Origin of the sequence: Pseudomonas sp. KnCO4 (assembly GCF_045344305.1) — a bacterium.
GTDB lineage: Bacteria > Pseudomonadota > Gammaproteobacteria > Pseudomonadales > Pseudomonadaceae > Aquipseudomonas > Aquipseudomonas anuradhapurensis.
The window spans coordinates 1,867,663-1,888,505 of the sequence record NZ_CP174199.1; the positions used below are offsets into that span (position 1 = coordinate 1,867,663).

General features: G+C 60.1%; 24 protein-coding genes and 1 pseudogene. 17 read left to right on the plus strand and 8 right to left on the minus strand.

Features of this window, described 5'->3' with window-relative positions; translation table 11 throughout:
* Positions 1-4: 4 nt before the first annotated feature.
* The 12 genes from ACJA3S_RS08705 (at position 5) to ACJA3S_RS08760 (ending at position 9,708) form a co-directional block, all read left to right on the plus strand.
* Positions 5-514: a phage major tail tube protein gene (locus ACJA3S_RS08705; protein WP_406821513.1), complete on the plus strand. Its 510-nt coding sequence runs from the start codon at positions 5-7 to the stop codon at positions 512-514.
* Between the two features lie 30 nt (positions 515-544).
* Positions 545-841 carry a phage tail assembly protein gene (locus ACJA3S_RS08710; RefSeq protein WP_406821514.1) on the plus strand — a complete coding sequence of 99 codons (297 nt, stop codon included), beginning with the start codon at positions 545-547 and terminating at the stop codon, positions 839-841.
* Between the two features lie 131 nt (positions 842-972).
* The gene (locus tag ACJA3S_RS08715; protein ID WP_406821515.1) at positions 973-4,080 is read left to right on the plus strand and encodes a phage tail tape measure protein; all 3,108 of its coding nucleotides are present in this window, start codon (positions 973-975) and stop codon (positions 4,078-4,080) included.
* 9 nt (positions 4,081-4,089) lie between these two features.
* The gene (locus tag ACJA3S_RS08720) at positions 4,090-4,935 is read left to right on the plus strand and encodes a phage tail protein (RefSeq protein WP_406821516.1); all 846 of its coding nucleotides are present in this window, start codon (positions 4,090-4,092) and stop codon (positions 4,933-4,935) included.
* Complete coding sequence (locus tag ACJA3S_RS08725; protein ID WP_406821517.1) at positions 4,910-5,116, plus strand: tail protein X; 207 nt, start codon at positions 4,910-4,912, stop codon at positions 5,114-5,116. The genes ACJA3S_RS08720 and ACJA3S_RS08725 overlap by 26 nt, the downstream gene beginning before the upstream one ends.
* 56 nt (positions 5,117-5,172) lie before the next feature.
* Positions 5,173-6,225, plus strand: coding sequence for a phage late control D family protein (locus tag ACJA3S_RS08730; protein ID WP_406821518.1), 1,053 nt, complete (start codon positions 5,173-5,175; stop codon positions 6,223-6,225).
* A gap of 19 nt (positions 6,226-6,244) precedes the next feature.
* Positions 6,245-6,796 carry a glycoside hydrolase family 19 protein gene (locus ACJA3S_RS08735; RefSeq protein WP_406821519.1) on the plus strand — a complete coding sequence of 184 codons (552 nt, stop codon included), beginning with the start codon at positions 6,245-6,247 and terminating at the stop codon, positions 6,794-6,796.
* Positions 6,797-6,813: 17 nt separating this feature from the next.
* Positions 6,814-7,353 (plus strand): lysis protein, encoded by a 540-nt coding sequence (locus ACJA3S_RS08740; RefSeq protein WP_406821520.1) that lies wholly within the window; start codon positions 6,814-6,816, stop codon positions 7,351-7,353.
* Between the two features lie 151 nt (positions 7,354-7,504).
* Positions 7,505-8,299, plus strand: a complete 795-nt coding sequence (locus ACJA3S_RS08745) for a DNA adenine methylase (protein ID WP_406821521.1) — start codon at positions 7,505-7,507, stop codon at positions 8,297-8,299.
* Positions 8,300-8,746: 447 nt separating this feature from the next.
* A complete protein-coding gene (locus tag ACJA3S_RS08750; protein WP_406821522.1) occupies positions 8,747-8,986 on the plus strand; it encodes a hypothetical protein in 240 nt (79 codons plus the stop codon).
* A gap of 259 nt (positions 8,987-9,245) precedes the next feature.
* Positions 9,246-9,449 carry a hypothetical protein gene (locus ACJA3S_RS08755; RefSeq protein ID WP_406821523.1) on the plus strand — a complete coding sequence of 68 codons (204 nt, stop codon included), beginning with the start codon at positions 9,246-9,248 and terminating at the stop codon, positions 9,447-9,449.
* 10 nt (positions 9,450-9,459) lie between these two features.
* Positions 9,460-9,708 carry a hypothetical protein gene (locus ACJA3S_RS08760; protein ID WP_406821524.1) on the plus strand — a complete coding sequence of 83 codons (249 nt, stop codon included), beginning with the start codon at positions 9,460-9,462 and terminating at the stop codon, positions 9,706-9,708.
* Between the two features lie 150 nt (positions 9,709-9,858).
* Here ACJA3S_RS08760 and ACJA3S_RS08765 read toward each other — a convergent pair whose 3' ends face one another.
* Positions 9,859-10,104, minus strand: coding sequence for a portal protein (locus tag ACJA3S_RS08765; RefSeq protein ID WP_406821525.1), 246 nt, complete (start codon positions 10,102-10,104; stop codon positions 9,859-9,861).
* A 13-nt stretch (positions 10,105-10,117) separates the two neighbouring features.
* Between ACJA3S_RS08765 and ACJA3S_RS08770 the strand changes: the two are divergent.
* Positions 10,118-10,428, plus strand: a pseudogene (locus ACJA3S_RS08770) (lysis protein); the annotation flags it as partial.
* Between the two features lie 82 nt (positions 10,429-10,510).
* Here the strand turns inward: ACJA3S_RS08770 and ACJA3S_RS08775 are convergent.
* The 7 genes from ACJA3S_RS08775 to ACJA3S_RS08805 all read right to left on the minus strand — a co-directional run bounded on the left by ACJA3S_RS08775 (position 10,511) and on the right by ACJA3S_RS08805 (position 16,376).
* On the minus strand, positions 10,511-11,008 hold the full coding sequence (locus tag ACJA3S_RS08775) for a hypothetical protein (RefSeq protein ID WP_406821526.1): 498 nt from the start codon (positions 11,006-11,008) through the stop codon (positions 10,511-10,513).
* A gap of 9 nt (positions 11,009-11,017) precedes the next feature.
* Entirely contained in the window at positions 11,018-11,473 is a 456-nt protein-coding gene (locus ACJA3S_RS08780) for a hypothetical protein (protein ID WP_406821527.1), read from the minus strand.
* 416 nt (positions 11,474-11,889) lie between these two features.
* The gene (locus ACJA3S_RS08785) at positions 11,890-12,855 is read right to left on the minus strand and encodes a hypothetical protein (protein WP_406821528.1); all 966 of its coding nucleotides are present in this window, start codon (positions 12,853-12,855) and stop codon (positions 11,890-11,892) included.
* Between the two features lie 402 nt (positions 12,856-13,257).
* Positions 13,258-14,127, minus strand: a complete 870-nt coding sequence (locus ACJA3S_RS08790; protein ID WP_406821529.1) for a GyrI-like domain-containing protein — start codon at positions 14,125-14,127, stop codon at positions 13,258-13,260.
* Between the two features lie 98 nt (positions 14,128-14,225).
* Positions 14,226-14,696, minus strand: coding sequence for an arsenate reductase ArsC (locus tag ACJA3S_RS08795; protein ID WP_406821530.1), 471 nt, complete (start codon positions 14,694-14,696; stop codon positions 14,226-14,228).
* Positions 14,697-14,723: 27 nt separating this feature from the next.
* Positions 14,724-16,007 carry an arsenic transporter gene (locus ACJA3S_RS08800; protein ID WP_406821531.1) on the minus strand — a complete coding sequence of 428 codons (1,284 nt, stop codon included), beginning with the start codon at positions 16,005-16,007 and terminating at the stop codon, positions 14,724-14,726.
* 21 nt (positions 16,008-16,028) lie between these two features.
* The gene (locus ACJA3S_RS08805) at positions 16,029-16,376 is read right to left on the minus strand and encodes a metalloregulator ArsR/SmtB family transcription factor (RefSeq protein ID WP_170029123.1); all 348 of its coding nucleotides are present in this window, start codon (positions 16,374-16,376) and stop codon (positions 16,029-16,031) included.
* Positions 16,377-16,571: 195 nt separating this feature from the next.
* Between ACJA3S_RS08805 and ACJA3S_RS08810 the strand changes: the two genes are divergently transcribed.
* The 4 genes from ACJA3S_RS08810 (at position 16,572) to ACJA3S_RS08825 (ending at position 20,774) form a co-directional block, all read left to right on the plus strand.
* Positions 16,572-17,126 (plus strand): helix-turn-helix domain-containing protein, encoded by a 555-nt coding sequence (locus ACJA3S_RS08810; protein WP_406821532.1) that lies wholly within the window; start codon positions 16,572-16,574, stop codon positions 17,124-17,126.
* Between the two features lie 27 nt (positions 17,127-17,153).
* Positions 17,154-18,500, plus strand: coding sequence for a glutamine synthetase family protein (locus ACJA3S_RS08815; RefSeq protein ID WP_406821533.1), 1,347 nt, complete (start codon positions 17,154-17,156; stop codon positions 18,498-18,500).
* Positions 18,501-18,574: 74 nt separating this feature from the next.
* A complete protein-coding gene (locus tag ACJA3S_RS08820; RefSeq protein ID WP_406821534.1) occupies positions 18,575-19,348 on the plus strand; it encodes a gamma-glutamyl-gamma-aminobutyrate hydrolase family protein in 774 nt (257 codons plus the stop codon).
* 67 nt (positions 19,349-19,415) lie between these two features.
* Entirely contained in the window at positions 19,416-20,774 is a 1,359-nt protein-coding gene (locus tag ACJA3S_RS08825; protein ID WP_406821535.1) for an aspartate aminotransferase family protein, read from the plus strand.
* The last annotated feature ends 69 nt before the right edge of the window (positions 20,775-20,843 follow it).

The window sequence follows — 20,843 nt, forward strand, 5'->3', positions numbered from 1 at the left end:
CCACATGGCAATGATTCCTGAAACCCTGGCGAACCTGAACCTGTTCGTTGACGGCGTCAGCTTCCAGGGCGATGTCCCGAGCCTGACCCTGCCGAAGCTCACACTGAAGATGGAAGAGCACCGCCCTGGTGGCATGGACCTGCCGGTCGAGATGGACCAGGGCATGGAGAAACAAGAGGCCAACTTCACCACCACGGGCGTGCGCCGTGAGTCGCTGAAGTTCTTCGGCCTGGCCGATGGCACCGCCTTCAACGGCGTATTCCGCGGTGCCTTCCGTGGCCTCAAGGGCAAGATCAACCCGGTGATCGTCACGCTGCGTGGCTCGCTCAAGGAAGTCGACATGGGCGACTGGAAGGCGGGCGATAAGGCCGAGATCAAGCATGCGGTGTCGCTCACCTATTACAAGCTCGAGGTCGACGGTCGCCTGATCTACGAGATCGACGCCCTGGGCATGAAGCGCGTGATCGACGGCGTCGACCAGCTCACCGAGCAGCGCCGCGCCTTGGGTCTCTAACCCTTTCCCTCCACATCAAGGAACGTACACATGAGCAAGAAAATCCCTGCCTGGATGAGCCTGCAGGCTGATTGCGTCACCGTTACCCTGTCCAAACCCAGCGAAGCCAATGGCATCCAGGTGGACAAAATCACCTTGCGCGCCCCGACGGTTCGCGACGTGCGTGCCGCCCAAGCTGGCGGTACCACCGATGACGAACAGCGCGAGCTGAACCTGTTCTCCAGCCTGGCCGAGGTCGGCGTCAAGGATCTGGAAGGCCTGACCCTGAAAGACTACAGCCGCCTGCAGGCCGGCTATTTTCGCCTGGTGCAGGACGACGAGCTTTGATCCCCAACTGCAAAAGCAACTGGCCAAGCGGCTAGTGCGGGATTTTGGCTTTTCGTCTGCGGAAATCATGACCATGTCCTGGGAGGACATGGTCTGGTGGCTCACGGACTGAGCCTACTGAGGGTTAGCGCATGGCAAAGAACAAACTGTCGATAGCGCTGGAGCTTGGAGGCGCCGTTGCTCCGTCTGTGGGGGCTGCGTTCAAGACCGTCGACGGTCACATCAAGAAGCTCGAGGACAAGGGCAACAAGGCCAAAGTGCTGAAAGGCATGATTGGCGACACGCAGAAGCTGCAGGCCGAGTGGAAGAAAGCTCACGATGCCGGTGCCTCAGGCGCGGACAAGCTGCTGGCCAAACTGGACAAGAACCTGGATTCGCTGCGCAAGCAGGGGGTGGAGGTCGGGCGCCTGTCGCGTGAGTACCAGCGGCTTGGCCGTGAGGCAAAGGCGGCAGACCTGCAGCTTAAAGGCCACCAGCAGATCCAGCAGGGCAGAGCAGGGCTTAAGTCGAGCATCGGCCAGACGGCTGTGGGTGTTGGGCTGGCTGCAGTGCCCACCACGATCAGTGCGAATTACCAGGCAATTATCCGTGACATCGCAATCAAGGCGGACATCGTCAACAAGGCCGAAGAAACCCAGTTGACGCGCACGGTGATCGACACTTCGAAGGATACGGGGATGTCGCGCAACGATGTTGCGGACCTGGTGAACCAGCTCGTCGGCGCCGGCATGGAGCTGGACAAGGCCATGGCCTATGCACCGACGGCGGCGAAGTTTGCCGTGGGCCAGGGTTCCTCCGGGGTCGACACGGCGCGGATGATCATGGCACTGCAGCAAAACGCCAAGATCAACGACCCCAAGGTGATGCAGCAAGCCCTGGAGGCTATTGCGTTCCAGGGGCAGGCGGGCAGCTTCGAGGCCAGCGACATGGCCAAGTGGTTCCCGCAGCTGCTGGCCAGCATGGAGAAGAACGGCAGCACTGGCATGGACGCGGTCACGTCGCTCGGCTCGATGCTGCAGGTGCAGATGAAAACCGCAGGCAGCTCCGACGATGCGGCGAACAACCTGAAGAACTGGATCGAGAAGATCGGCTCCGGTGATGTGGTGAAAGCGTATGCAGAAGCCGGCATCGACTACCAGGCATCGCTGAACACCGGTCTTCAAAAGGGCATGAACACGCTTGAGGCCAGCATGGCCTTGGCGATGCGCTATGTCGAAGCCACGGACCCGGCCAAGGCGAAAAAGATCAAGGACGCACAGGCGGGCATCGACAAGGAAGTCGACCCGGAGAAAGCCCGGGCTGCATTGGATGCCCTGGAGAAAACCCTGCGTACGGGTGATCTGTTCGCGGACATGCAGGTCAAGGCAGCGCTCACAGCCTATGCGCAGAACCGGGGCTTGTATAACGACCTGAAGAACGACTCGCAGAAAGCGGCCGGGATTTTGGACAAGAACCTGGCCGAACGACGTGAGACCTCACAGCAGCGCTGGGATGAGATGTTCCAGGCGGCCAACGACAGCATGCGCAGTGTCGGTGACGCGATCCGCCCGGTAACCGATGCCGTCGCACAGGGGCTGACCGCGATCTTCCAAGGACTGACCCGTTTGTCCGACAGTGCGCAGCCTGTTGTGCTCGTCTTGGGGGCGGTAGCCGCTGGCTTCATGGCACTGAAAACAGCGTCCAGCGGCCTGAAGATCGCCCGTGGGGTGGCCAACATCGCTCGCGGTCGTCGATTGGAACGCGGCCTTGGCCAAGGGAAAGGCGCCTTTGCAGGTGTCGAGCTGCCCAAAACCGGCAACCGCGTGGTGGACGCTGGGCTGGGCGCTTTGGGCAAGGTGCTCGGGGTGCCCGCAAGTAACGATCCCGACGTAGGCCGTAACGGCGAGCCGCAGCGTGTTTTTGTCGTGAACGCCAGCGCGTTCGGCGGGCTCGGGTCCACTGCCGCTGGTTCTGGCCCTGCAGCTTCGACCAAGCGTCGGCGTGGGCGCCGGGCGCGGCGGCAAACGGGTGGTGCCTTTGGCAACGCTCGTCCGCCGGTATCCGTGGCCAAGCCCACTGTGCCGGCCTCGGGCGCGAAAGCGGTAGCGACCGAGGCGCTCGGTTCGCTTGATGCGAAATCCGTTGGTCGCTCGGTGCGCAGCTTACGCGTCGTCACCCGAGGGCTTTCGAAACTGCCGGGAGGGAAGTTGGTGGACGCGGTACCAGGGGTTCTGGATACCGCACTAAACGCGGAAACTAAGACTGAAAAAGCCGAGGGCTACGGCGGTGTTGCCGGCGGCTTGGCGGGAGCCTGGGCCGGGGGCACCACTGGCGCTATGGCAGGGGCCTTGATCGGTTCCGTTGTACCTGTGATCGGTACTGCAGTTGGCAGTGCCGTCGGTGGTGCGGTGGGCATGGTGGTGGGCGGCTTGGGCGGCGAATCCGTGGGCAGCTGGCTGGGGAGAAAGTTGTTCGGTGATGAGCCGGAGGACAACGGGGACGCGAAGCCCGAGCCAACTGCTGCTGCGGCAATGGCTTCGGCCGGGGCGGCCGAGCCGGCAGCCCCACAGGTGCCGGTGTTGGGAGAAACCGTGCGAGTGCCAGCCCCCGTCGTTTTGACTACAGCGCCGGCCATGGGGAGCGGTGCTGCGACGTCTGCGTTGCCGCCCGCTACCCCATCTATGTTCGCGGCTGTCGCGCCGTCTGCCACGTCTAAGGAGCCGGCGAGCGAGCCGCCAGCAAGGATGCAGGCAGCGGGAGATGCAGTGGGTAGTGTGCTGCCCCCGGCCCGGCCGCCCCAGCCAGCAGCCGGGCGAGCCGCTCTGGCTGCAGCGCCTACGCCGGTCATGACCCCGCCGCGTGCCCAGGTGCCGATGCCAGCAGTGGTGGTTACGCCGAAGCTGCCTCTACCGGGTGATGCTGTACGTGAGCCGGCTAGTGTGGCGGTTCCGACAGTCGCTCCCGATCCAGCAGCCGTCCTGGGCAATGTCGTTCGAGAACTCATCAAGGCGGTGATGCCGCCTACTGCCCCTGTGCCTACAAAGCCCGCCGAGCCTGTGAAAGCGGAGCCGCCAAAAGTCGATCAGTCGTTCCAGTACTCACCGAGCATTTCGATCAACGTCGAGGGCGATGCCCGCGATCCTGATCGGTTGTTCCGATTACTCGAATCCCGGATCCGTGGGAGCTGGGAGGGCTGGGAGCGGGAGCGCACGGCGCGCATGGCTGCAAAACAATTGTTCGACGCCCCAGACGTCGCGTAAGGAGGTGACATGGCCTATGAGCAGCAAATGAATTCAACGTTGAAGTCATTGGTCGCTGCGGGGGAGGCTGGTCGGACCAGCCTCGACGGCATGCTTGGCCCGCTCAACGGTGCGATCAGTGATATGACAGGCGCGGCGGGAGAACTTGATGGGGTGCCCTTCATTGGGCCTGCCCTGGGTGACAAGTTGCAGCGGACGATGCGGGCGATCAATGCCGCACAGTCGACGGCAGGCCAGGTGGCGGCCAAGTACAGCCAGGCTGTCACGGCGGCCAGCCAGATCGACCAGCGCATGGGCGCGCTCAAAGAACAGACAGCCAAGGCAGGGGCGGCGATAAATCGCCTGGTAGGGAAGGTGAGCCCATCGTTGCAGAACATCTTGCCAACCGGGCTGCTGGGTGGCGAGTTGACGCCTTTGGCGGAAGCGGTGAAGCCGTTCCCCCATCTGCTGATCATCCAGACGTTGGAGCCGAGCGCGAAGCCGTACTACTTCAATTTGGATACGGCGGCGTTTGATGAAGTCCGACGGCAGACGTCTTCTCGTTGGGCTGGCCAGGAACGCCTGACGCGTGACATTGCGCAGCAGGCGGTCGGCCATGGCGAGGATCAGCTCACCTTGAAGGGTGCCATCTTCCCCCTATTCAAAGGCGGAATCCGGCAGTTGGAGACCCTGCGGACCATGGCGCGCCGGCTGGAGCCGCTGAGCCTGACGACTGGCTACGGCGATGTGTTAGGCACCTGGTGCCTGACCAAGATCGAGGAGGAGCAATCGGCGCTGCTCGCGGGCGGTATTCCGCGCAAACAGGGCTTCACACTGGAGTTTGTGAAATATGGAAACGACATGCAGAACGTCTGAGGGAGATCTGCTCGACACCTTGTGCCACCGCTATTACGGCCACCTCGACGGTACAGTCGAAGCGGTGCTCGAGGCCAACCAAGGGCTGGCAGACGAGCCTCAACCCTACCGGATTGGAGTGCTCATCCGATTTCCGGATCTGCCCGCCCCAGAGATCGAGCACGTCAAGCTTTGGGACTGATCCCGTCACACCAACAAGCCTCGCCCTGTGCGGGGCTCTTTGTTTAGGAGCAAGGCATGAGGCCTATGTTTCGCATAGTCGCCGATGGTAGGGACATCACGGCGTTGATCAATGACCGCTTGCTGCTGCTGCGTACCAGCGACAAGCCCGCCATGGAGTCGGATGAGTTCGAGCTGCGCATCGATGACCGCGCTCAGGCTGTCAGCCTGCCCGCGCGTGGTGCCAACATTGAGGTGTATCTGGGTTACCAAGGGCAGGCGCTTGCCCGGCTCGGTCGCTACACGGTCGACGAAGTGGAGGTCACAGGCCCGCCGGACACCATCTCGATCCGTGGCAAGGCCAGCGACATGCGTGGGAGCGGCAAGACCACCCGCAATGCCAGCTGGGAAAACGTGTCGCTGCAGCAGATCGTCCGCGATGTGGCAGCGCGCAACGGTTGGCAGGCGGTGTGCCAGGTGGCGACCAAGCTGCCCCGCGTTGACCAGCGTAACGAGTCGGACTTCAACTTCGTCACCCGGCTGGCCAAGCAATACGACTGTACGGCGAAAGTGGCGGAGGGTCGGCTGGTCGTGATGCAGCGCCAGGGCGGCAAGAGCGTACGCGGCAAGGCTCTGGGCATGGTCACCATCTCCAGGTCGGATGTCAGCCGGTACTCCTTCCGCCTGGGTGATCGCAACACTCAAAAGGCTGTACAGACCACCCATCAGGACAAGAAGACCGGCGACCTGCAAGTGGTGCAGCTGGCCAACGATGAGTCCCCCACCGGCATGCCGCCGATTCATACCGACCGCCATATCTACCCGAACAAGTCTGCGGCCGAACAAGCCGCCAAGGCCCGGTTGGCAGCCTTCAACCGCAGCACTGCGGGTGTGCGGCTGGAGATGCCAGGGCGTACCGATCTGTTCGCCGAGCGAATGATCAGCGCCCAAGGCTTCAAGGTCGGACTCGATGGCGAATACCTGATCGACAGCGTCGAACAGGTGTTCACGGCGTCCGGCTGGTCGACCACAGTTGAGTGCAATGGCGGAAAGAAGGGGAAGGCAAAAGCCAAAGGTAAGAAGACCAAACAGACCAAATCACTGCGCACGGTGGACGTGTCCCCGTCGTGACCACTACAGGAGATAGGCGATGCCGATTACAGAGAAACAGCTGCAACAGATCCTCCCGAACGCCGGCCGCAAAGCCGGCGTTTTTGTTCCTGGCCTGAATGCGACCATCGGCAAATACGCAATCGTCACACGGCTGCGTTTGGCGGCGTTCATCGCTCAGATCGGGCATGAGTCCGGGCAATTCCAATATGTGCGCGAGCTGGGCAGCAACGCCTACCTGGCGAAGTACGACACCGGCCGCTTAGCGCAACGCCTGGGCAATACCCCTGAAGCGGATGGCGACGGTCAGCTGTATCGCGGGCGGGGCCTCATTCAGGTAACGGGACGAGCGAACTATGAAGCCTGCAGCGAAGCACTTTTCGGCGACAGCCGATTGCTCAACACGCCTGACCTGCTCGAGCAGCCGGTCTATGCCTCCCTGTCGGCAGGCTGGTTCTGGCAGCGAGAGGGCTTGAATGACCTGGCGGACAAAGGCGACATGCTGGCCATCACGAAACGGATCAATGGCGGTACCAACGGCCTGGACGATCGCATGGCCATCTACAAGCGAGCCCTTGAGGTGCTGCAGTGACCACTTGGGGCGGTCGCATGATCGCCGTGGCAGCCCTGGTACTCGCGTGTGCCCTCGGTGCCCGGGCAGCCTGGGTGTGGCAGGCCAACCACTATGGGAAGCAGCTCGCCGAACAGGCCGACGACTACGGCAGACAGCTGGCTGAAAAGGACCGCCTGCACGGCCGTGAACGTGAAGAGGCCGCTGCAGTTGCACTCAACCAACTGGCAGAGCAGCAGGAGACACGCCGAGCCCTGGAGGCTCGCCTGCAGGATCAGACCAAAATGCACTGGAAGGAAATGAACTATGCTCAACAAGCTCAGGCTCGCCTGCGTGACCGGCTTGCTACCGCTGATCTGCGGCTGTCAGTCCTTGTCGACGCGGGAACCCTTGCCGCCCAGGGTTGTGACGGTGGGGTGCGAGAAACCACCAGCGCCGCAGGCGTGGTACATGGCGCCGTACGCGCCCAACTTGACCGAGCGCATGCTCAACGAATTGTCGCCATCACCGACGAAGGCGACCGGGGACTGATCGCGCTGCAGGCCTGCCAGGCCTACGTCCGCGAAGTCACCAAGTGAAAAGAGGCGAGCCGGGTGGATGCGCCAACATCCAGCCCGGCCCGCCGAACCCGCAGACCCTTCCTGCAAGTCCAGCCGTGGCCTCTGCCTTGTGCACAAAGCGCGGCGAGCCTAACACCTGTTTATCCATACAGTAAAGACTTGCATACCTATGACTTCTCCAATCATCCCCTGGATGGGTGGCAAACGCCGCCTGGCCGACCGCTTGATCCCTCTCTTTCCCCCTCATGAATGCTATGTCGAAGTGTTCGCCGGCGGAGCGGCGTTGTACTTCATGCGTCCCCAGCCAGCCCCGGTGGAGGTGCTGAACGACCTCAACGGTGAGCTGGTCACCCTTTACCGCGTTGTGCAGAACCACTTGGAGGAGTTCGTGCGCCAATTTAAGTGGGCCCTCAGTTCCCGCCAGATCTTCGAGTGGCAGAAAATGACCCGTCCCGAAACGCTGACAGACATCCAACGTGCGGCCCGGTTTTTTTACCTGCAGCAACACGCATTCGGTGGCAAGGTGACTGGACAGACGTTCGGTACCGCGACGACAGGTCCGGCCATCAATTTGTTGCGCATCGAAGAGAATCTATCCGCCGCCTGGCAGCGACTCGCTGGCACATACGTCGAGAACCTGTCCTGGCTTGCCTGCGCCGAGCGCTACGATCGAGCGCACACGTTCTTCTACATGGACCCACCGTATTGGCAGACCGCCGGCTACGGCGTGGACTTCCCCTTAGCGGAGTATGAGCGCATGGCCGATTTCATGCGTCGGTGCAAGGGCAAAGTGATGGTTAGCATCAACGACCACCCGGACATTCGGCGCGCATTCGAGGGCTTCCACTTCGAGTGTCTGGATATCCGCTACAGCAATACGAACCAGCGTCAGGCAAAGGCGGAAGTGACGGGTGAGCTGGTGATCATGAGCTGGGAGCCGGCATCGTTGGGCGGTTTGTTCTAAATACTATCTCCCGTTCAACGTAAGGACTTGGAGTCAGCGATTGAACCGTTATCCGGAACGGCGTAAAAAAACCTCACCATTGCCAGCGGCACGCCTGGAGCAACTGCATCATGATTGTATTCATCGCCACATTCGTAGCTTCTCTACTGGACCCTATAGCGATTCTCCTCTGCCTTTTGGCAGGTGCTCTCATCCGTCGGTATATCCTGGCCTGTGTAGTGGGTGCGCTGATTTTTGTAGGTCTTCTAGCTGCTCTATCTACCTTGCCCAAGGCTGCTGCAGTCCTCGCCGGAAGGGTAGCTGCAGGGGCCTTTCTGGCTGCGGTCGGATGCTTCTTGGCCAAAAAGTTTTTGACCAGGGGTCAAGCTGGCTGACCCGCGCAAGAGCGAGGACCTCGGTACCCCGTTGTGATTACACTAGGCCATCACTCACGCAAGGAGCTTTCCCATGTCTGACTCGCAACACGACCCACGTAACCCCTTCGCCGATTTGCCGCTGCATCAGCTGCTGTTTCTCAAGCTGCGTGATGGCGGCGGGGCGGCGAACGTGGCCCCAGCTGTGGCCGAGCTGCATGGGATCACCATTGATGAGCTGAAGGCGCACTGCCGGCGCGCCGGTGAGGAAATTCTGGCGGAGCGCGCCTTGCTGGTGTACGAGGTGCCGGTGGTGGAGTGGGCGCGCAGCTGACTGCGCGTAAGTAGTGATATGTTCAATGGAGGCCCCCGTTTCGCAAGAGGCGGGGGCCTTTCTTGTGCGCGCGTCACCCAAAATCGCAGAAATGGGCACCCAAAACCGCTAAAGTGATTTCGGCGCACTCCACCCCTCACAATAGGAAGCAACCCGCCATGAACGAAACCCTGGCCTATCGCGGCCCGGCTGACCTGACCTTGACCTACGGCGAACCCGGCGAGCTGGGCGGCACCGTCGAGCGCCCCGGATCGAGGTGGTGGTCAGCCGACACGCGGCCACGGCGCCTGTCTCGGTGTTGGTCAATCGACACCTGGGCGTCGACCTGCTCAAGCCCCTGCTGAGCCGCGCCACTGTTGCGCTGCCCGATGGCACCGTGCTGGCCGGCCTGGTGCTGGCCGTGTCGGAGACGGGCGACTATTTCGAAATCGCCGCCGGCTCGCCGGCGAGCCAGGGGAAATAGGAAAACCGTTATGCATAACGATGAGTTTCTGCCGGGCCTGGTGCTGCCGGCCGCCTATCACGGCGTGCTGCGCCAACGCCTGGCCGAGGTGGACGTGGCCGACACGGCGGTCAATTGCCTGATTGCCCAGGCCCGCGCCGAAGGCATGGTCGAAGGCCTGGAGCTGGTCCAGGCCCTGGACCGCGCGCGCCTCGAGCGCCTGTATCAACTGGTGCTCGACACCGCCACGGCGCGCCTGGCGGCGCTGCAGCGCGGCTGATCCCGGTGCGCTCCAAGCGCGAGCCGGTGAAGACCTGGGCCAGCCTCGATATCCTGGTGAAGTTCGCCGAAGACTGCGGCCTGGACGGTCTGCGCATCGAGCTGTAGCCGCGCTCCGGACAGTCTCTGGCGAGAGCCTTGAACGCTTTTTCTAGTCCCTACAGCAGCACAATTGAACGGCATGCCGGTCATGCAGGTGCTGAACAACGAGCTGCGTATGCTCAATCCGGCCGATGCAAGTCATCGCCGGTTGGCTAGGCATGGACTGGCGCAGCATGATAATGAAGGTTTGGTCGATCAGCGGGTCAAGCAGCTCATCGTTGATCCGCTCGAGCACTGGGCCGAGCATCAGCATCTTCTCTTCCTTGTTAGCCGCGATGTCGGTGGCGGTGCGCACGGTGTCGAGCTGGCTGCAGGACCAAGCTAAAACGCATTGGAAGGAAATGAACGATGCTAAACAAGCTCAGGCTCGCCTGCGTGACAGGCTTGCTACCGCTGATCTGCGGCTGTCAGTCCTTGTCGACGCGGGAACCCTTGTCGCCCAGGGTTGTGATAGTGGGGTGCGAGAAACCCCGGCACCAGAGGCCTGGTACATGGAGTCGTTCGAGCCCAACTTGACCCAGCGCATGCTCAACGAATTGTCGCCATCACCGATGAAGGTGACCGGGGGCTGATCGCGCTGCTGGCCTGTCAAGCTTTCTTACGTGAAATCACTAATTGAAGAGGTTCTAATTTTGAGGGTATTGACCGAGGATGATGGCTAAGTCGTCCTCGGTCATATGAATTTAGTTTGGTCTGCTATGTTACTTTCGAGTTGGCTGGGTGGCCGCCATGTCGAAGTACTTTTTCGTTTTCGGTGTTAGCTCTGGTGCTAGTGTGTTGGCCTCAATGTCGGAGTTTATTTCGGATGCCAGTTTTTTTGCATAAGCAAAGAACTCGGCGGTTTCGCCGTGCTCGATCAAGTTATTGTTTATGCCGCTCTTTATGTTGTGAATTAAACTGTCTTTTAAAGCCAGGTTGTCTTTAAGCTTTGATATCTCGGTTTTGTGTCTGTTTTCTAGGTCGGTAATTTTGGTCTTGCTTTCTTCTATTTCTGCCTTGGCTTTGAAGAGTTTGCTGCTTGGGTCTTTTTCCGAGATTTTGTCTTTAAGGTTTCCAGAGATTGCAGTCAGCGCAATCAGAAATGGCACTCCGACTGCATAAATCCAGTCATGCTTGGGTGAAAGCTCTTTAAATACCCAGAAGAAAAAGGAATAGACTACAGATGATGCGAAAATGAATAAAATGCTACGTATGCTCATTTCGCATCCTCACTTGCGGACAATCGCTATCTTCTTTTTTTCTAAGTAATTTACAAAGTCAATTGGGCTTGGTGCCATAATGTTGATGAGAGGTACTATTTGACGTTCGTTGATTGCTTTGTCGTCACAAATAAAATCTGAGGAGAATGCTATCGTAACTTTTTTCCCTTGATAATTTGCTAGGGTTGCATTCATTAGTGGGCGTTCTGCGTTGTACGTGTTTAGAGTCTCCAAAATCGCTGCGCGTGTAGTTTCTTTCTTGAGGTCGTATCTAAATAATACGGTCATTTTGTTTAGGGTGAAAAGGGGGTTGCTAATTTGGCTTCCTAAGAATTTCATTCCGGAAAAGTTAAAGCTATAATCAAAGTATGTGGAGTCTTCGATATTTTTTGTTTCAATTTCATGTAGGTTGCTAATGTCGCTAGTATTTTGGAGTAGCTTATAAATATTGCTTTCGGTGCTCATAAAACTTCTCTTTACGGTAAGGGAGCCTACTGCCGAGGAGTAGGCTGATGAATGGTACATTTCAAAAGCAAGTAATGCGAGCACTGATGTGAGGGCGATGCCACTTCAAGCCGCTGGATGATCTGAGGGATGACCCCGGATGCTGAGCTCTGTCAGTGACAACCAGGCCAGCAGGTCGCTCGGAGCTGCAAAATTAACGCTCTGCCGCTGATTCGCACGTGGCCCAAGGGCTAAGCGATTTCTTCGATTTGACTATTGTCAGAATGGCTTGTTGCTGATCTGCAGTTGTCAGTCCTTGTCGTCGCCGGAGCTCTTGCCGTATAGGGTTACGAAGGTGTGTGCCTGTTTGTGATCTGCGGAGTGAGAATGTCGGTAGCTTCGAGAGGTTTGAATGCGTTTAATTTGTTGTCCGTCGGCTATTCGGATGCCGGCGCAGGTTTACCGAACGAGATGACCTGGCTGCTTAGCTTTCCATTTGGCAGTCTTAGTATCTGAATAGTGATTTTTGTCAGGAACTTGCTGCGATTGGTTAACCATTCTATCAAGGGGATTTTCTTTTCTTGTATTTCATCATTTTCAGAATGATGTCCGGTCATAACGTCTTGAATAACTCCCGCTGAGAGGTCAGCGATGCTTAATAAGTCATCAAGATGTGACTTCTCTGTAAATGATTTTCCGAATCCAAATATTTCAAAGGTGTGTGTTAAGTAAAGCCCCAGAGTCCTATTTAGTATATTTTTTGTGTCGTTGAAGAAGTTTCTGTTCTCGTTCACTGCATCGCTATCGCAGTACCAAAGAATTTTTTGATTGTTGTGCGTGACAAGCGATGCAAAAAAAGATATTGCGTGGGTAATGCGAAGCGCCTTTTCGGCGGGCTCGAATTTCCATTCTCTTAAGCCTGCGTCAATAAAAGCAGCTTGTATGCGCGAATAAGCTGCTTTTTTATTTTCACCGAAGAGGGTATCTATTTTTTTGTCAATCACTAGTGTTACGAGCGCACCGTGTAGTGAGTTGTCTGCGATTTTTAAAAATTCAGGTAGAGCTCTTTTTCGAGGTCCGTAGTTTAGGTCTTTATATGCAAATTCACTATAAGGCTCTAGAATTTTGTGCTTTTTGCGTAATTCGCTAACGGCCTCAATAAAAGGCACGATTTTGGTATATGATATTATCAAGAAAGAGTAGGTTAAGAATTTCGCACCTTTGTGCTCTCCACCGAAGTCGGATATAATGGCGATTTTGTCGTCAAACTTAAAATCGGGGAGCTCTGTCAATTGATTGGCTGCTGTTGCAAGCAATTGGGCAATCAATGGATGTTCATCGCCAATATTCGTGATGTCGAATGGCGGATGTTTCATAATCACGGGATCGAAAATTATGGGCACTCGAAGCGCTCCTTCTTATTGACATCATGTCGGTAGGAAGGTAATCAGCTTAGAAGGTGTCGACTGATACTGACAAGTAGCATCTGTTATGGGAGGTTCAAGGGGCGGGGCGTGGGTGATGGTACAAAATTGGTACAGAGTGAAATGTATTACTCTCAAAGCCATATAAATCATGACCTTAGAGGAAAATTACCCCAATCCATCATGGGTGCAACGGAAAACCGACGTGACGGTTCCGGTCGTTGAGTCACTGCTGATTCTAGGAGCATCTAAGGCACACATCTGCTACCCCACCCGGTAGCCCGGGGCAGGGTGGATTAGGGGGAAAGGCATAGTCTACCAATTTGCCCAGCCATGCGTCTGGACGAGTGATGGTCGGCCCCTAAACTCCCGACCCCCAACCTATTTCAGCGGAACGTAAACATCCGTCTCCCACTGCTCCACCGGGGTATCCGGATACACGCTCAAGTAATGAAAGAACAACGGATGGTCACGCAGCTCTTCATTACTCGACGGCAACCAGTCCCGATACAGCGGATAGATCGTCTCACCGATGTAGTCCGGCGAGCCACGATGGCGAACCACCGCACAGCGCCCCGCCGGTAGGATCAGCTCATGCACACCAAAATCATTGGGCAACAAGTCCCCGTCTATCTCGCCACAAATCGCGAAGCGAAAATCCTGCGCCGGGGTGGTGTCCGGGTTGTCGTACGGAATGCCGAAGGTGCGGCTGCTGGCCACCGGTGACTGGCCACTCTGCAGGCGCCACTGGCGAAACCGCGCGACGCTGTCGCCGAGGCTGGTCGGCGCGCCGCGGTGTTCCAGCGCGGCCACACGGGTTTCGGCAAAGTCCACGATACGTATCTGCACGGTAATACTCCTGGATAGCTGGGGAACATCGAATACCGCATTCCAGGTGTACCAGTTCGGGGCCTTGGCGAACGCGCTCGGCGTCATGCCGAAGGCCCGCCGGAACGCCCTGGCAAAGGCCTCGGGGCTTTCGAACCCGGCCGCCGACGCGGCCTCCAGTACCGAAGCGGCAGGCGAGGCGGCCAGCTGATGGGCCGCGCGCCGCAGCCGCATCAGTTGCACATAGCGCGAGACCGGCACGCCCATGTACGCCGAAAACTGCCGATGAAAGTGGAACGCCGAAAAGTGGGCGATCCGGCTCAAGGCGGCTACCGACAGGTCGCCCTCAAGATGGCGGTCGATATAGGCAAGCACGGCCTCGAACCGTTTGGCATAAGCATGGCCGTACGGTTGGTCAGTCAACGCAGGATGTCTCCGGGAAGTGCGGTGGGCGCTAGCATCCACCGTTTCGCCAGCATCGTGCCTAGCCGTGGTTGCTCTTTTTTTAACACCCTCGGAGTTCACAATGCGCCGATGCGATCCAGCTCTTTTTGCAAGCCGTCGCGATCCAGCGAGGCAAACGGCAAGCTGAAGAATGCTTCGCAGCGCTTGCGGATATGCCCCAGGGTCGCGCGGAAGGCCGCGTCGATCAGCGTTTCGTCACCCTGGACCTCGGACGGGTCCTCCAGCCCCCAATGGGCTTTCAGTGCGGTGCCGAAGTACACCGGGCAGGCTTCGCCGGCAGCCTTGTCGCAGACGGTGATGACAATGTCCGGCGGGTTGCCTGCGAAGGCATCGTTGCCCTTGCTGCTGAGGCCCTCGGTGGGGATGCCTAGCTGCTGCAGGGTAGTGAGGCTGCGCGGCAGCACCTGCCCCTTGGGGAAGCTGCCGGCGCTGATCGCCTCGAACCCTGCAGGCGCCATATGGTTGAACAGGGCTTCGGAAAGGATGCTGCGGCAACTGTTGGCGGTGCACATGAACAGAACTCGCATGGGAAATTCCTCGCGCGGGGGCGGATATCAGAGGCTCAGGCGCAATGCCAGCGCCGACAGGGTGATCAGCAGCACGGGCAGGGTCAGCAAAATGCCGACCTTGAAGTAATACCCCCAGGTGATACGCACGCCCTTGCGCTCCAGCACATGCAACCACAACAGCGTGGCGAGGCTGCCGATCGGGGTGATCTTCGGCCCCAGGTCACAGCCGATCACGTTGGCGTAGACCATCGCTTCGCGCACCAGCCCCTCGGCGCCACTGGCCTGGATAGACAGGGCGCCGACCAGCACGCTGGGCATGTTGTTCATCACCGATGACAGCAGCGCCGACAGCAGGCCGGTGCCGATGGCCGCGCCCCACACGCCGTGCTCGGCAAAGCGTTCGAGCAGATGGCTGAGGAAGTCGGTCAGGCCAGCGTTCTTCAGGCCGTAGACCACCAGGTACATGCCAAGGGAAAAGATCACCACCTGCCACGGCGCTTCGCGCAGCACGCGGCGGGTGGAGATCCGGTGGCCGCGGGCGGCGACCGCGAACAGCAACGCCGCGCACACGGCCGCGACCGCGCTGATCGGGATACCGAGCGGCTCCAGGGCGAACAGGCCGACCAGCAAGACCAGCAGCGTCCACCAGCCCACCACGAACGTCGCCTGGTCACGAATCGCCGCGCGCGGCACCTGCAAGGCCTCGACGGCGTAGTGCTTCGGCAGGTCGCGACGGAAGTACAGGAACAGCACCAGCAAGGTGGCGGCCACGCTTGCCAGGTTCACTGGCACCATCACCGAGGCGTACTCGGCGAACCCCAGCCCGAAATAGTCGGCGGACACGATGTTCACCAGGTTGGACACCACCAGCGGCAGGCTGGCGGTGTCGGCGATGAACCCTGCCGCCATGACGAATGCCAGCGTGGCTGCCGGCGAGAAACGCAAGGCCACCAGCATCGACATGACGATAGGAGTAAGGATCAGTGCCGCGCCATCGTTGGCGAACAGCGCCGATACCGCAGCGCCCAGCAATACGCAGAAGGCGAACAAGCGGTAGCCGCTGCCCCTGGCCCAGCGCGCCACATGCAGCGCCGCCCACTCGAAGAAACCGGCCTCATCCAGCAGCAGGCTGATGATGATCACGGCGATGAAGGTGGCGGTGGCATTCCAGACGATCGCCCACACGGTCGGGATGTCGCCCAGCGACACCGCGCCGGCCGCCAGCGCGATCAGCGCGCCGAGCGCGGCGCTCCAGCCGACGCCAAGGCCCTTGGGTTGCCAGATGACCAGGATGAGGGTGAACAGAAAAACACTGAGTGCGACTAGCATGGCAGGCTCGAAAGAAGTGGTTCAGCAGCAGGCGCTGGTGCGGACAGGGCGACCGTCCATGTTCTGCAAGCGCTCGGTGTTGGCTTGCAGCCATTGGGCATTGGCTTTCAGGGTCAGCTGCAGCAGCTCGATGGCCCAGTCGGGCAGGGCCGGGTTGAGGCGGTAATACACCCATTGGCCTTGGCGGCGGTCCAGCAGCAAGCCACTGCTGCGCAACTGCGCCAGGTGCCGGCTGATTTTCGGCTGGCTGTCGCCGAGGGCGCACATCAGCTCGCACACGCAGAGCTCGCCGAGGCTGGCGATCAGCAGGGTGGCACGTGCGCGGGTTTCGTCGGCCAGGCTTTTGAAGAGTTCTGGGGGACTGATCATGCTGGGGCTCGTTACATATGGATAGGCGAATATACGGATTTCCATATGTTATGAGCAAGTACCGCATAGCCAGCGAGCCAGACGGCTTGCCAGCACGACACCAGCGTCATGAAAGCGAGCGGGCTTGACTCGTGAAATTTTTGCTGTATTTTTTCATGAAAAATAACACTAAAAATTTCACGGCAGTCCGAATCGATGAAGATGCACGAAGAGGTTGAAGCCCTCGCGATCCTTATTCACGACCTGCGCAAATTCAAGAACCTGACCCTGGGCGAACTGGCCGCGCGCATCAACCGCTCGGTGGGCTTCCTGTCCCAGGTCGAGCGTGGGGTTTCGCGCCCGAGCGTGGCCGACCTCACCGCTATCAGCGAAGCGCTCGGCGTCTCCACCGCGTACTTCTACAACCTGAGCAAGCCCCGTGGCATCAGCTGGGTCACGCGCCCTCACGAACGGCGCACGTTGTACCTGGAATCGGGCATCACCGATGTATTGGCTTCGCCGAGCATCACCGGTGCCTTTGCCATGCTCGACAGCCATCTCGAGCCAGGTGCCTGCAGTGGCGAGCCGTACCTGACCGACCGTTCCGAGCAGGGCTGTTTCGTGCTCGAAGGCGAACTCACGGTGTGGCTGGACGACGGCGACGCCGTGACCCTGCAGGCCAACGACTGCTTCCAGCTGCAACCCCACGCGCATTTCCGTTACGCCAACCTGACGGAAACCACCACCCGTGTGCTCTGGGTCTTCAACTGAATTCGTTCACCTCACAAGGACAAGAAGATGAGTGTCATCTTTCCGGATCTGCTGACAGAAGTGCGCGCGTTCCGCGCCAAGTACCCAGAAATACGTTATGTCGACCTGATTGCGCTGGATATCCCCGGGCACTTCTACGGCAAGCGCTACCCCATGGACATGCTGGAGAAGGTGGCCGCCGGCACGCCGTTGAAACTGCCGCAGAACTGCGTGTTGCTGGGCACCCAGGGTGGCCTGTACCCGATCGGTGACTACTGCTTCGCCGATGGCGACCCGGATGCCGTCCGGCGCCTGGTGCCGGGTACCCTGAAGCCGGTGCGTTGGGAGCAGCAAGTGATCGGCCAGATGCTGATCACCTCCGATGGCACCGCCAAGCCGATCGAATTCGAGCCCCGTGAGGTGCTGGCCCGTGTGCTACAGCGCCTGGCCAGGCGTGGCATCCATCCGGTGGTGGCCTTCGAGCTGGAGTTCTACCTGTTCGACCGCCAGCTGGCCAACGGCCTGCCGCAGTACCCGCGCGACACGGCAAGCGGCGACCCGGACGACCAGCCGAACATGCACATCGAGCGGCTGTCGCGCTTTGCCTCGGTGCTGCACGAGATGGTCGACGTTGCCAACGAGCAAGGCGTGCCAGCCAACGTGATCACTGCCGAGCTGGGCCCGGGCCAGTTCGAGATCAACTTCTCCCACAGCGACGATGCCCTGAGCGCCGCCGACTGGTCGGCACTGTTCTGCCGCAGCACCCGTGGTGTGGCGATGAAACATGGCTATCGGGCCAGCTTCATGAGCAAGCCGTACCTGGACGCGCCGGGCAGCGGCATGCATGTGCACGTCAGCCTGTACGACGGCGCCGGCAACAACATCCTGGCGGGCGCCGAGCAGCGCAAGCTGCGCCACGCCGTGGCAGGCTGCCTGGAGCTGCTGCCGCACTGCATGCCGATCTTCGCCCCCAACCACAATGCCTACCGCCGCTACGGCGCGATGGTCAATGCGGCGAGCAAGGCCAGCTGGGGTTTCGAAGATCGCGATGCGTGCATTCGCATCCCCGAGTCCGACCCGCGCAACCTGCGCATCGAACACCGCCTGGCCGGCGCCGACGCCAACCCGTACCTGGTGCTGGCGGCCATTCTGACCGGCATGGAGCATGGCCTGGACCGGGGCCTTGAGCCCATCGCTCCGCTGAACGACAACCGCCAGAGCGGCATCGATTTCCCCAAGGAGGCGTTCAGTGCGCTGGCCGCCATGCGCCACCACCCGGTGGTCAACCAAGGCCTGGGCAGTGAGTTCGTGATGGTCTATTGCGAAAACAAGTACCAGGAGCAACAGGACTTCATGCGCCACATCGATGCCCGCGAATACCGCTGGTTCCTGTAGCGACCTGGGCTCCCCGAGCCTTCTCTTTCTAGCGTTGCAATACAACGCGCAACATGGATTTGCCGGAGGAAGATATGCCACGTGTGCCCGTGATCGGCATTACTGCATGCACCCGCGTGATCGAGCAGCATGCCACCCAGACCATCAGCGAGAAGTACGCACGCGCGGCGGCCCAGGCGGCGTGCGGGTTGCCGATCGTGATTCCCAGCCTCGCCGAGCTGATGGACAGCGCCGATATCCTCGACGTGGTGGATGGGCTGATTTTCACTGGTTCGCCGTCCAACATCGAACCGTTCCACTATCACGGCCCGGCCAGTGCTGCCGGCACTCACCATGATCCGCTGCGGGATGCCACCACCTTGCCGCTGATGCGTGCGGCCATTGCCGCCGGGGTGCCGGTGCTCGGCATCTGCCGTGGCTTCCAGGAAATGAACGTGGCGCTGGGCGGCAGCCTGCACCAGAACGTCCACGAGACCGGGCTGTTCATGGACCACCGCGAAGGCAAGGGCGAGCCCATCGAGCAGCAATATGGCCCGCGCCACGCGCTGCATGTCGAACCCGGCGGCATGCTCGAGCGCATGGGGTTGCCGGCGCTCATCGAGGTCAATTCCATCCACGGCCAGGGCATCGATGTGCTGGCTCCCGGGCTGCGGGTGGAAGCGCTGGCACCCGATGGCCTGGTCGAAGCGATATCGGTGGAGCACAGCAAGGGGTTTGCCCTGGCCGTGCAATGGCACCCGGAGTTCCAGGTCATGGACAACCCGCACTACCTGACCATCTTCCAGACCTTCGGCAAGGCCTGCCGGCAACGTTCGGTACTGCGTCAGAAGCTGATGCTGTCCGCCTGAACACCACCGTTCGCAACTTACAAAAATACGGCGCGGCCCGGCTGCGCAAGCAGATGGAGTGAAAGCAATGAGTGAACAGAATCCCCAAACCCTGGCCTGGCAGGCGATGAGCCGCGACCATCACCTGGCGCCTTTCAGCGATGTGAAGCAACTGGCCGAGAAAGGCCCGCGCATCATCACTTCGGCCAAGGGCGTGTACCTCTGGGACAGCGAAGGCAACCAGATACTCGATGGCATGGCCGGCCTGTGGTGCGTGGCGGTCGGCTATGGCCGTGATGAGCTGGCCGAAGTCGCCAGCCGGCAGATGAAGCAGTTGCCGTATTACAACCTGTTCTTCCAGACCGCGCACCCGCCGGCGCTGGAACTGGCCAAGGCCATCGCCGATGTCGCCCCGCCAGGCATGAACCACGTTTTCTTCACCGGCTCTGGCTCTGAAGGCAACGACACCGTGCTGCGCATGGTCCGTCATTACTGGGCGATCAAGGGCCAGAAGCAGAAGAAGGTGATCATCGGCCGCATCAACGGCTACCACGGCTCCACCGTGGCCGGCGCAGGCCTGGGGGGCATGAGCGGCATGCACCAGCAGGGTGGGCTGATCCCGGATATCGTGCACATCCCGCAGCCGTACTGGTATGGCGAAGGCGGCGACATGACCGAGGCCGAGTTTGGCGTGTGGGCGGCCGAGCAGTTGGAGAAGAAGATCCTCGAGGTGGGCGTGGACCACGTCGCAGCCTTCATCGCCGAACCGATCCAGGGCGCCGGTGGCGTGATCATTCCGCCGCAGACCTACTGGCCGAAGGTCAAGGAGATCCTGGCCCGCTATGACATCCTGTTCGTCGCCGACGAGGTGATCTGCGGCTTCGGCCGTACCGGTGAGTGGTTCGGCAGCGACTATTACGGCCTTAAGCCCGACCTGATGACCATCGCCAAGGGCCTCACCTCCGGCTACATCCCCATGGGCGGGGTGATCGTGCGTGATGAAGTGGCCAAGGTGATCAGCGAAGGCGGCGACTTCAACCACGGCTTCACCTATTCCGGCCACCCGGTGGCAGCCGCGGTGGCCCTGGAGAACCTGCGCATCCTGCGCGATGAACAGATCATCGAGCAGGTGCGCAAGCAGACCGCGCCGTACCTGCAGCAGCGCTTGCGCGAGCTGGCCGACCACCCGCTGGTGGGCGAGGTGCGCGGCCTGGGCATGCTCGGTGCGATCGAGCTGGTGCAGGACAAGGCCACCCGCGCCCGTTACCAGGGCAAAGGGGTCGGCATGATCTGCCGCCAGCACTGCTTCGACAATGGCCTGATCATGCGTGCCGTCGGCGATACCATGATCATCGCGCCTCCGCTGGTGATCAGCATCGCGGAAATCGACGAACTGGTGGAAAAGGCCCGCAAGTGCCTGGACCTGACGTACGAGGCTGTTCGTTAAGCGCCTGCCAGCGTCATCCGGGGCCGCAAGGCGGCCCCGATCTGCCCACGTGACACCTTGCTTTGTGCA

Bases quoted from the DNA above. Each gene is read 5' to 3' on its own strand.
- ACJA3S_RS08705 (WP_406821513.1), top strand. From the start codon at position 5: ATGGCAATGATTCCTGAAACCCTGGCGAACCTGAACCTGTTCGTTGAC.
- ACJA3S_RS08710 (WP_406821514.1), top strand. From the start codon at position 545: ATGAGCAAGAAAATCCCTGCCTGGATGAGCCTGCAGGCTGATTGCGTC.
- ACJA3S_RS08715 (WP_406821515.1), top strand. From the start codon at position 973: ATGGCAAAGAACAAACTGTCGATAGCGCTGGAGCTTGGAGGCGCCGTT.
- ACJA3S_RS08720 (WP_406821516.1), top strand. From the start codon at position 4,090: ATGGCCTATGAGCAGCAAATGAATTCAACGTTGAAGTCATTGGTCGCT.
- ACJA3S_RS08725 (WP_406821517.1), top strand. From the start codon at position 4,910: ATGGAAACGACATGCAGAACGTCTGAGGGAGATCTGCTCGACACCTTG.
- ACJA3S_RS08730 (WP_406821518.1), top strand. From the start codon at position 5,173: ATGAGGCCTATGTTTCGCATAGTCGCCGATGGTAGGGACATCACGGCG.
- ACJA3S_RS08735 (WP_406821519.1), top strand. From the start codon at position 6,245: ATGCCGATTACAGAGAAACAGCTGCAACAGATCCTCCCGAACGCCGGC.
- ACJA3S_RS08740 (WP_406821520.1), top strand. From the start codon at position 6,814: ATGATCGCCGTGGCAGCCCTGGTACTCGCGTGTGCCCTCGGTGCCCGG.
- ACJA3S_RS08745 (WP_406821521.1), top strand. From the start codon at position 7,505: ATGACTTCTCCAATCATCCCCTGGATGGGTGGCAAACGCCGCCTGGCC.
- ACJA3S_RS08750 (WP_406821522.1), top strand. From the start codon at position 8,747: ATGTCTGACTCGCAACACGACCCACGTAACCCCTTCGCCGATTTGCCG.
- ACJA3S_RS08760 (WP_406821524.1), top strand. From the start codon at position 9,460: ATGCATAACGATGAGTTTCTGCCGGGCCTGGTGCTGCCGGCCGCCTAT.
- ACJA3S_RS08775 (WP_406821526.1), bottom strand. From the start codon at position 11,008: ATGAGCATACGTAGCATTTTATTCATTTTCGCATCATCTGTAGTCTAT.
- ACJA3S_RS08780 (WP_406821527.1), bottom strand. From the start codon at position 11,473: ATGAGCACCGAAAGCAATATTTATAAGCTACTCCAAAATACTAGCGAC.
- ACJA3S_RS08795 (WP_406821530.1), bottom strand. From the start codon at position 14,696: ATGCGAGTTCTGTTCATGTGCACCGCCAACAGTTGCCGCAGCATCCTT.
- ACJA3S_RS08800 (WP_406821531.1), bottom strand. From the start codon at position 16,007: ATGCTAGTCGCACTCAGTGTTTTTCTGTTCACCCTCATCCTGGTCATC.
- ACJA3S_RS08805 (WP_170029123.1), bottom strand. From the start codon at position 16,376: ATGATCAGTCCCCCAGAACTCTTCAAAAGCCTGGCCGACGAAACCCGC.
- ACJA3S_RS08810 (WP_406821532.1), top strand. From the start codon at position 16,572: ATGAAGATGCACGAAGAGGTTGAAGCCCTCGCGATCCTTATTCACGAC.
- ACJA3S_RS08815 (WP_406821533.1), top strand. From the start codon at position 17,154: ATGAGTGTCATCTTTCCGGATCTGCTGACAGAAGTGCGCGCGTTCCGC.
- ACJA3S_RS08820 (WP_406821534.1), top strand. From the start codon at position 18,575: ATGCCACGTGTGCCCGTGATCGGCATTACTGCATGCACCCGCGTGATC.
- ACJA3S_RS08825 (WP_406821535.1), top strand. From the start codon at position 19,416: ATGAGTGAACAGAATCCCCAAACCCTGGCCTGGCAGGCGATGAGCCGC.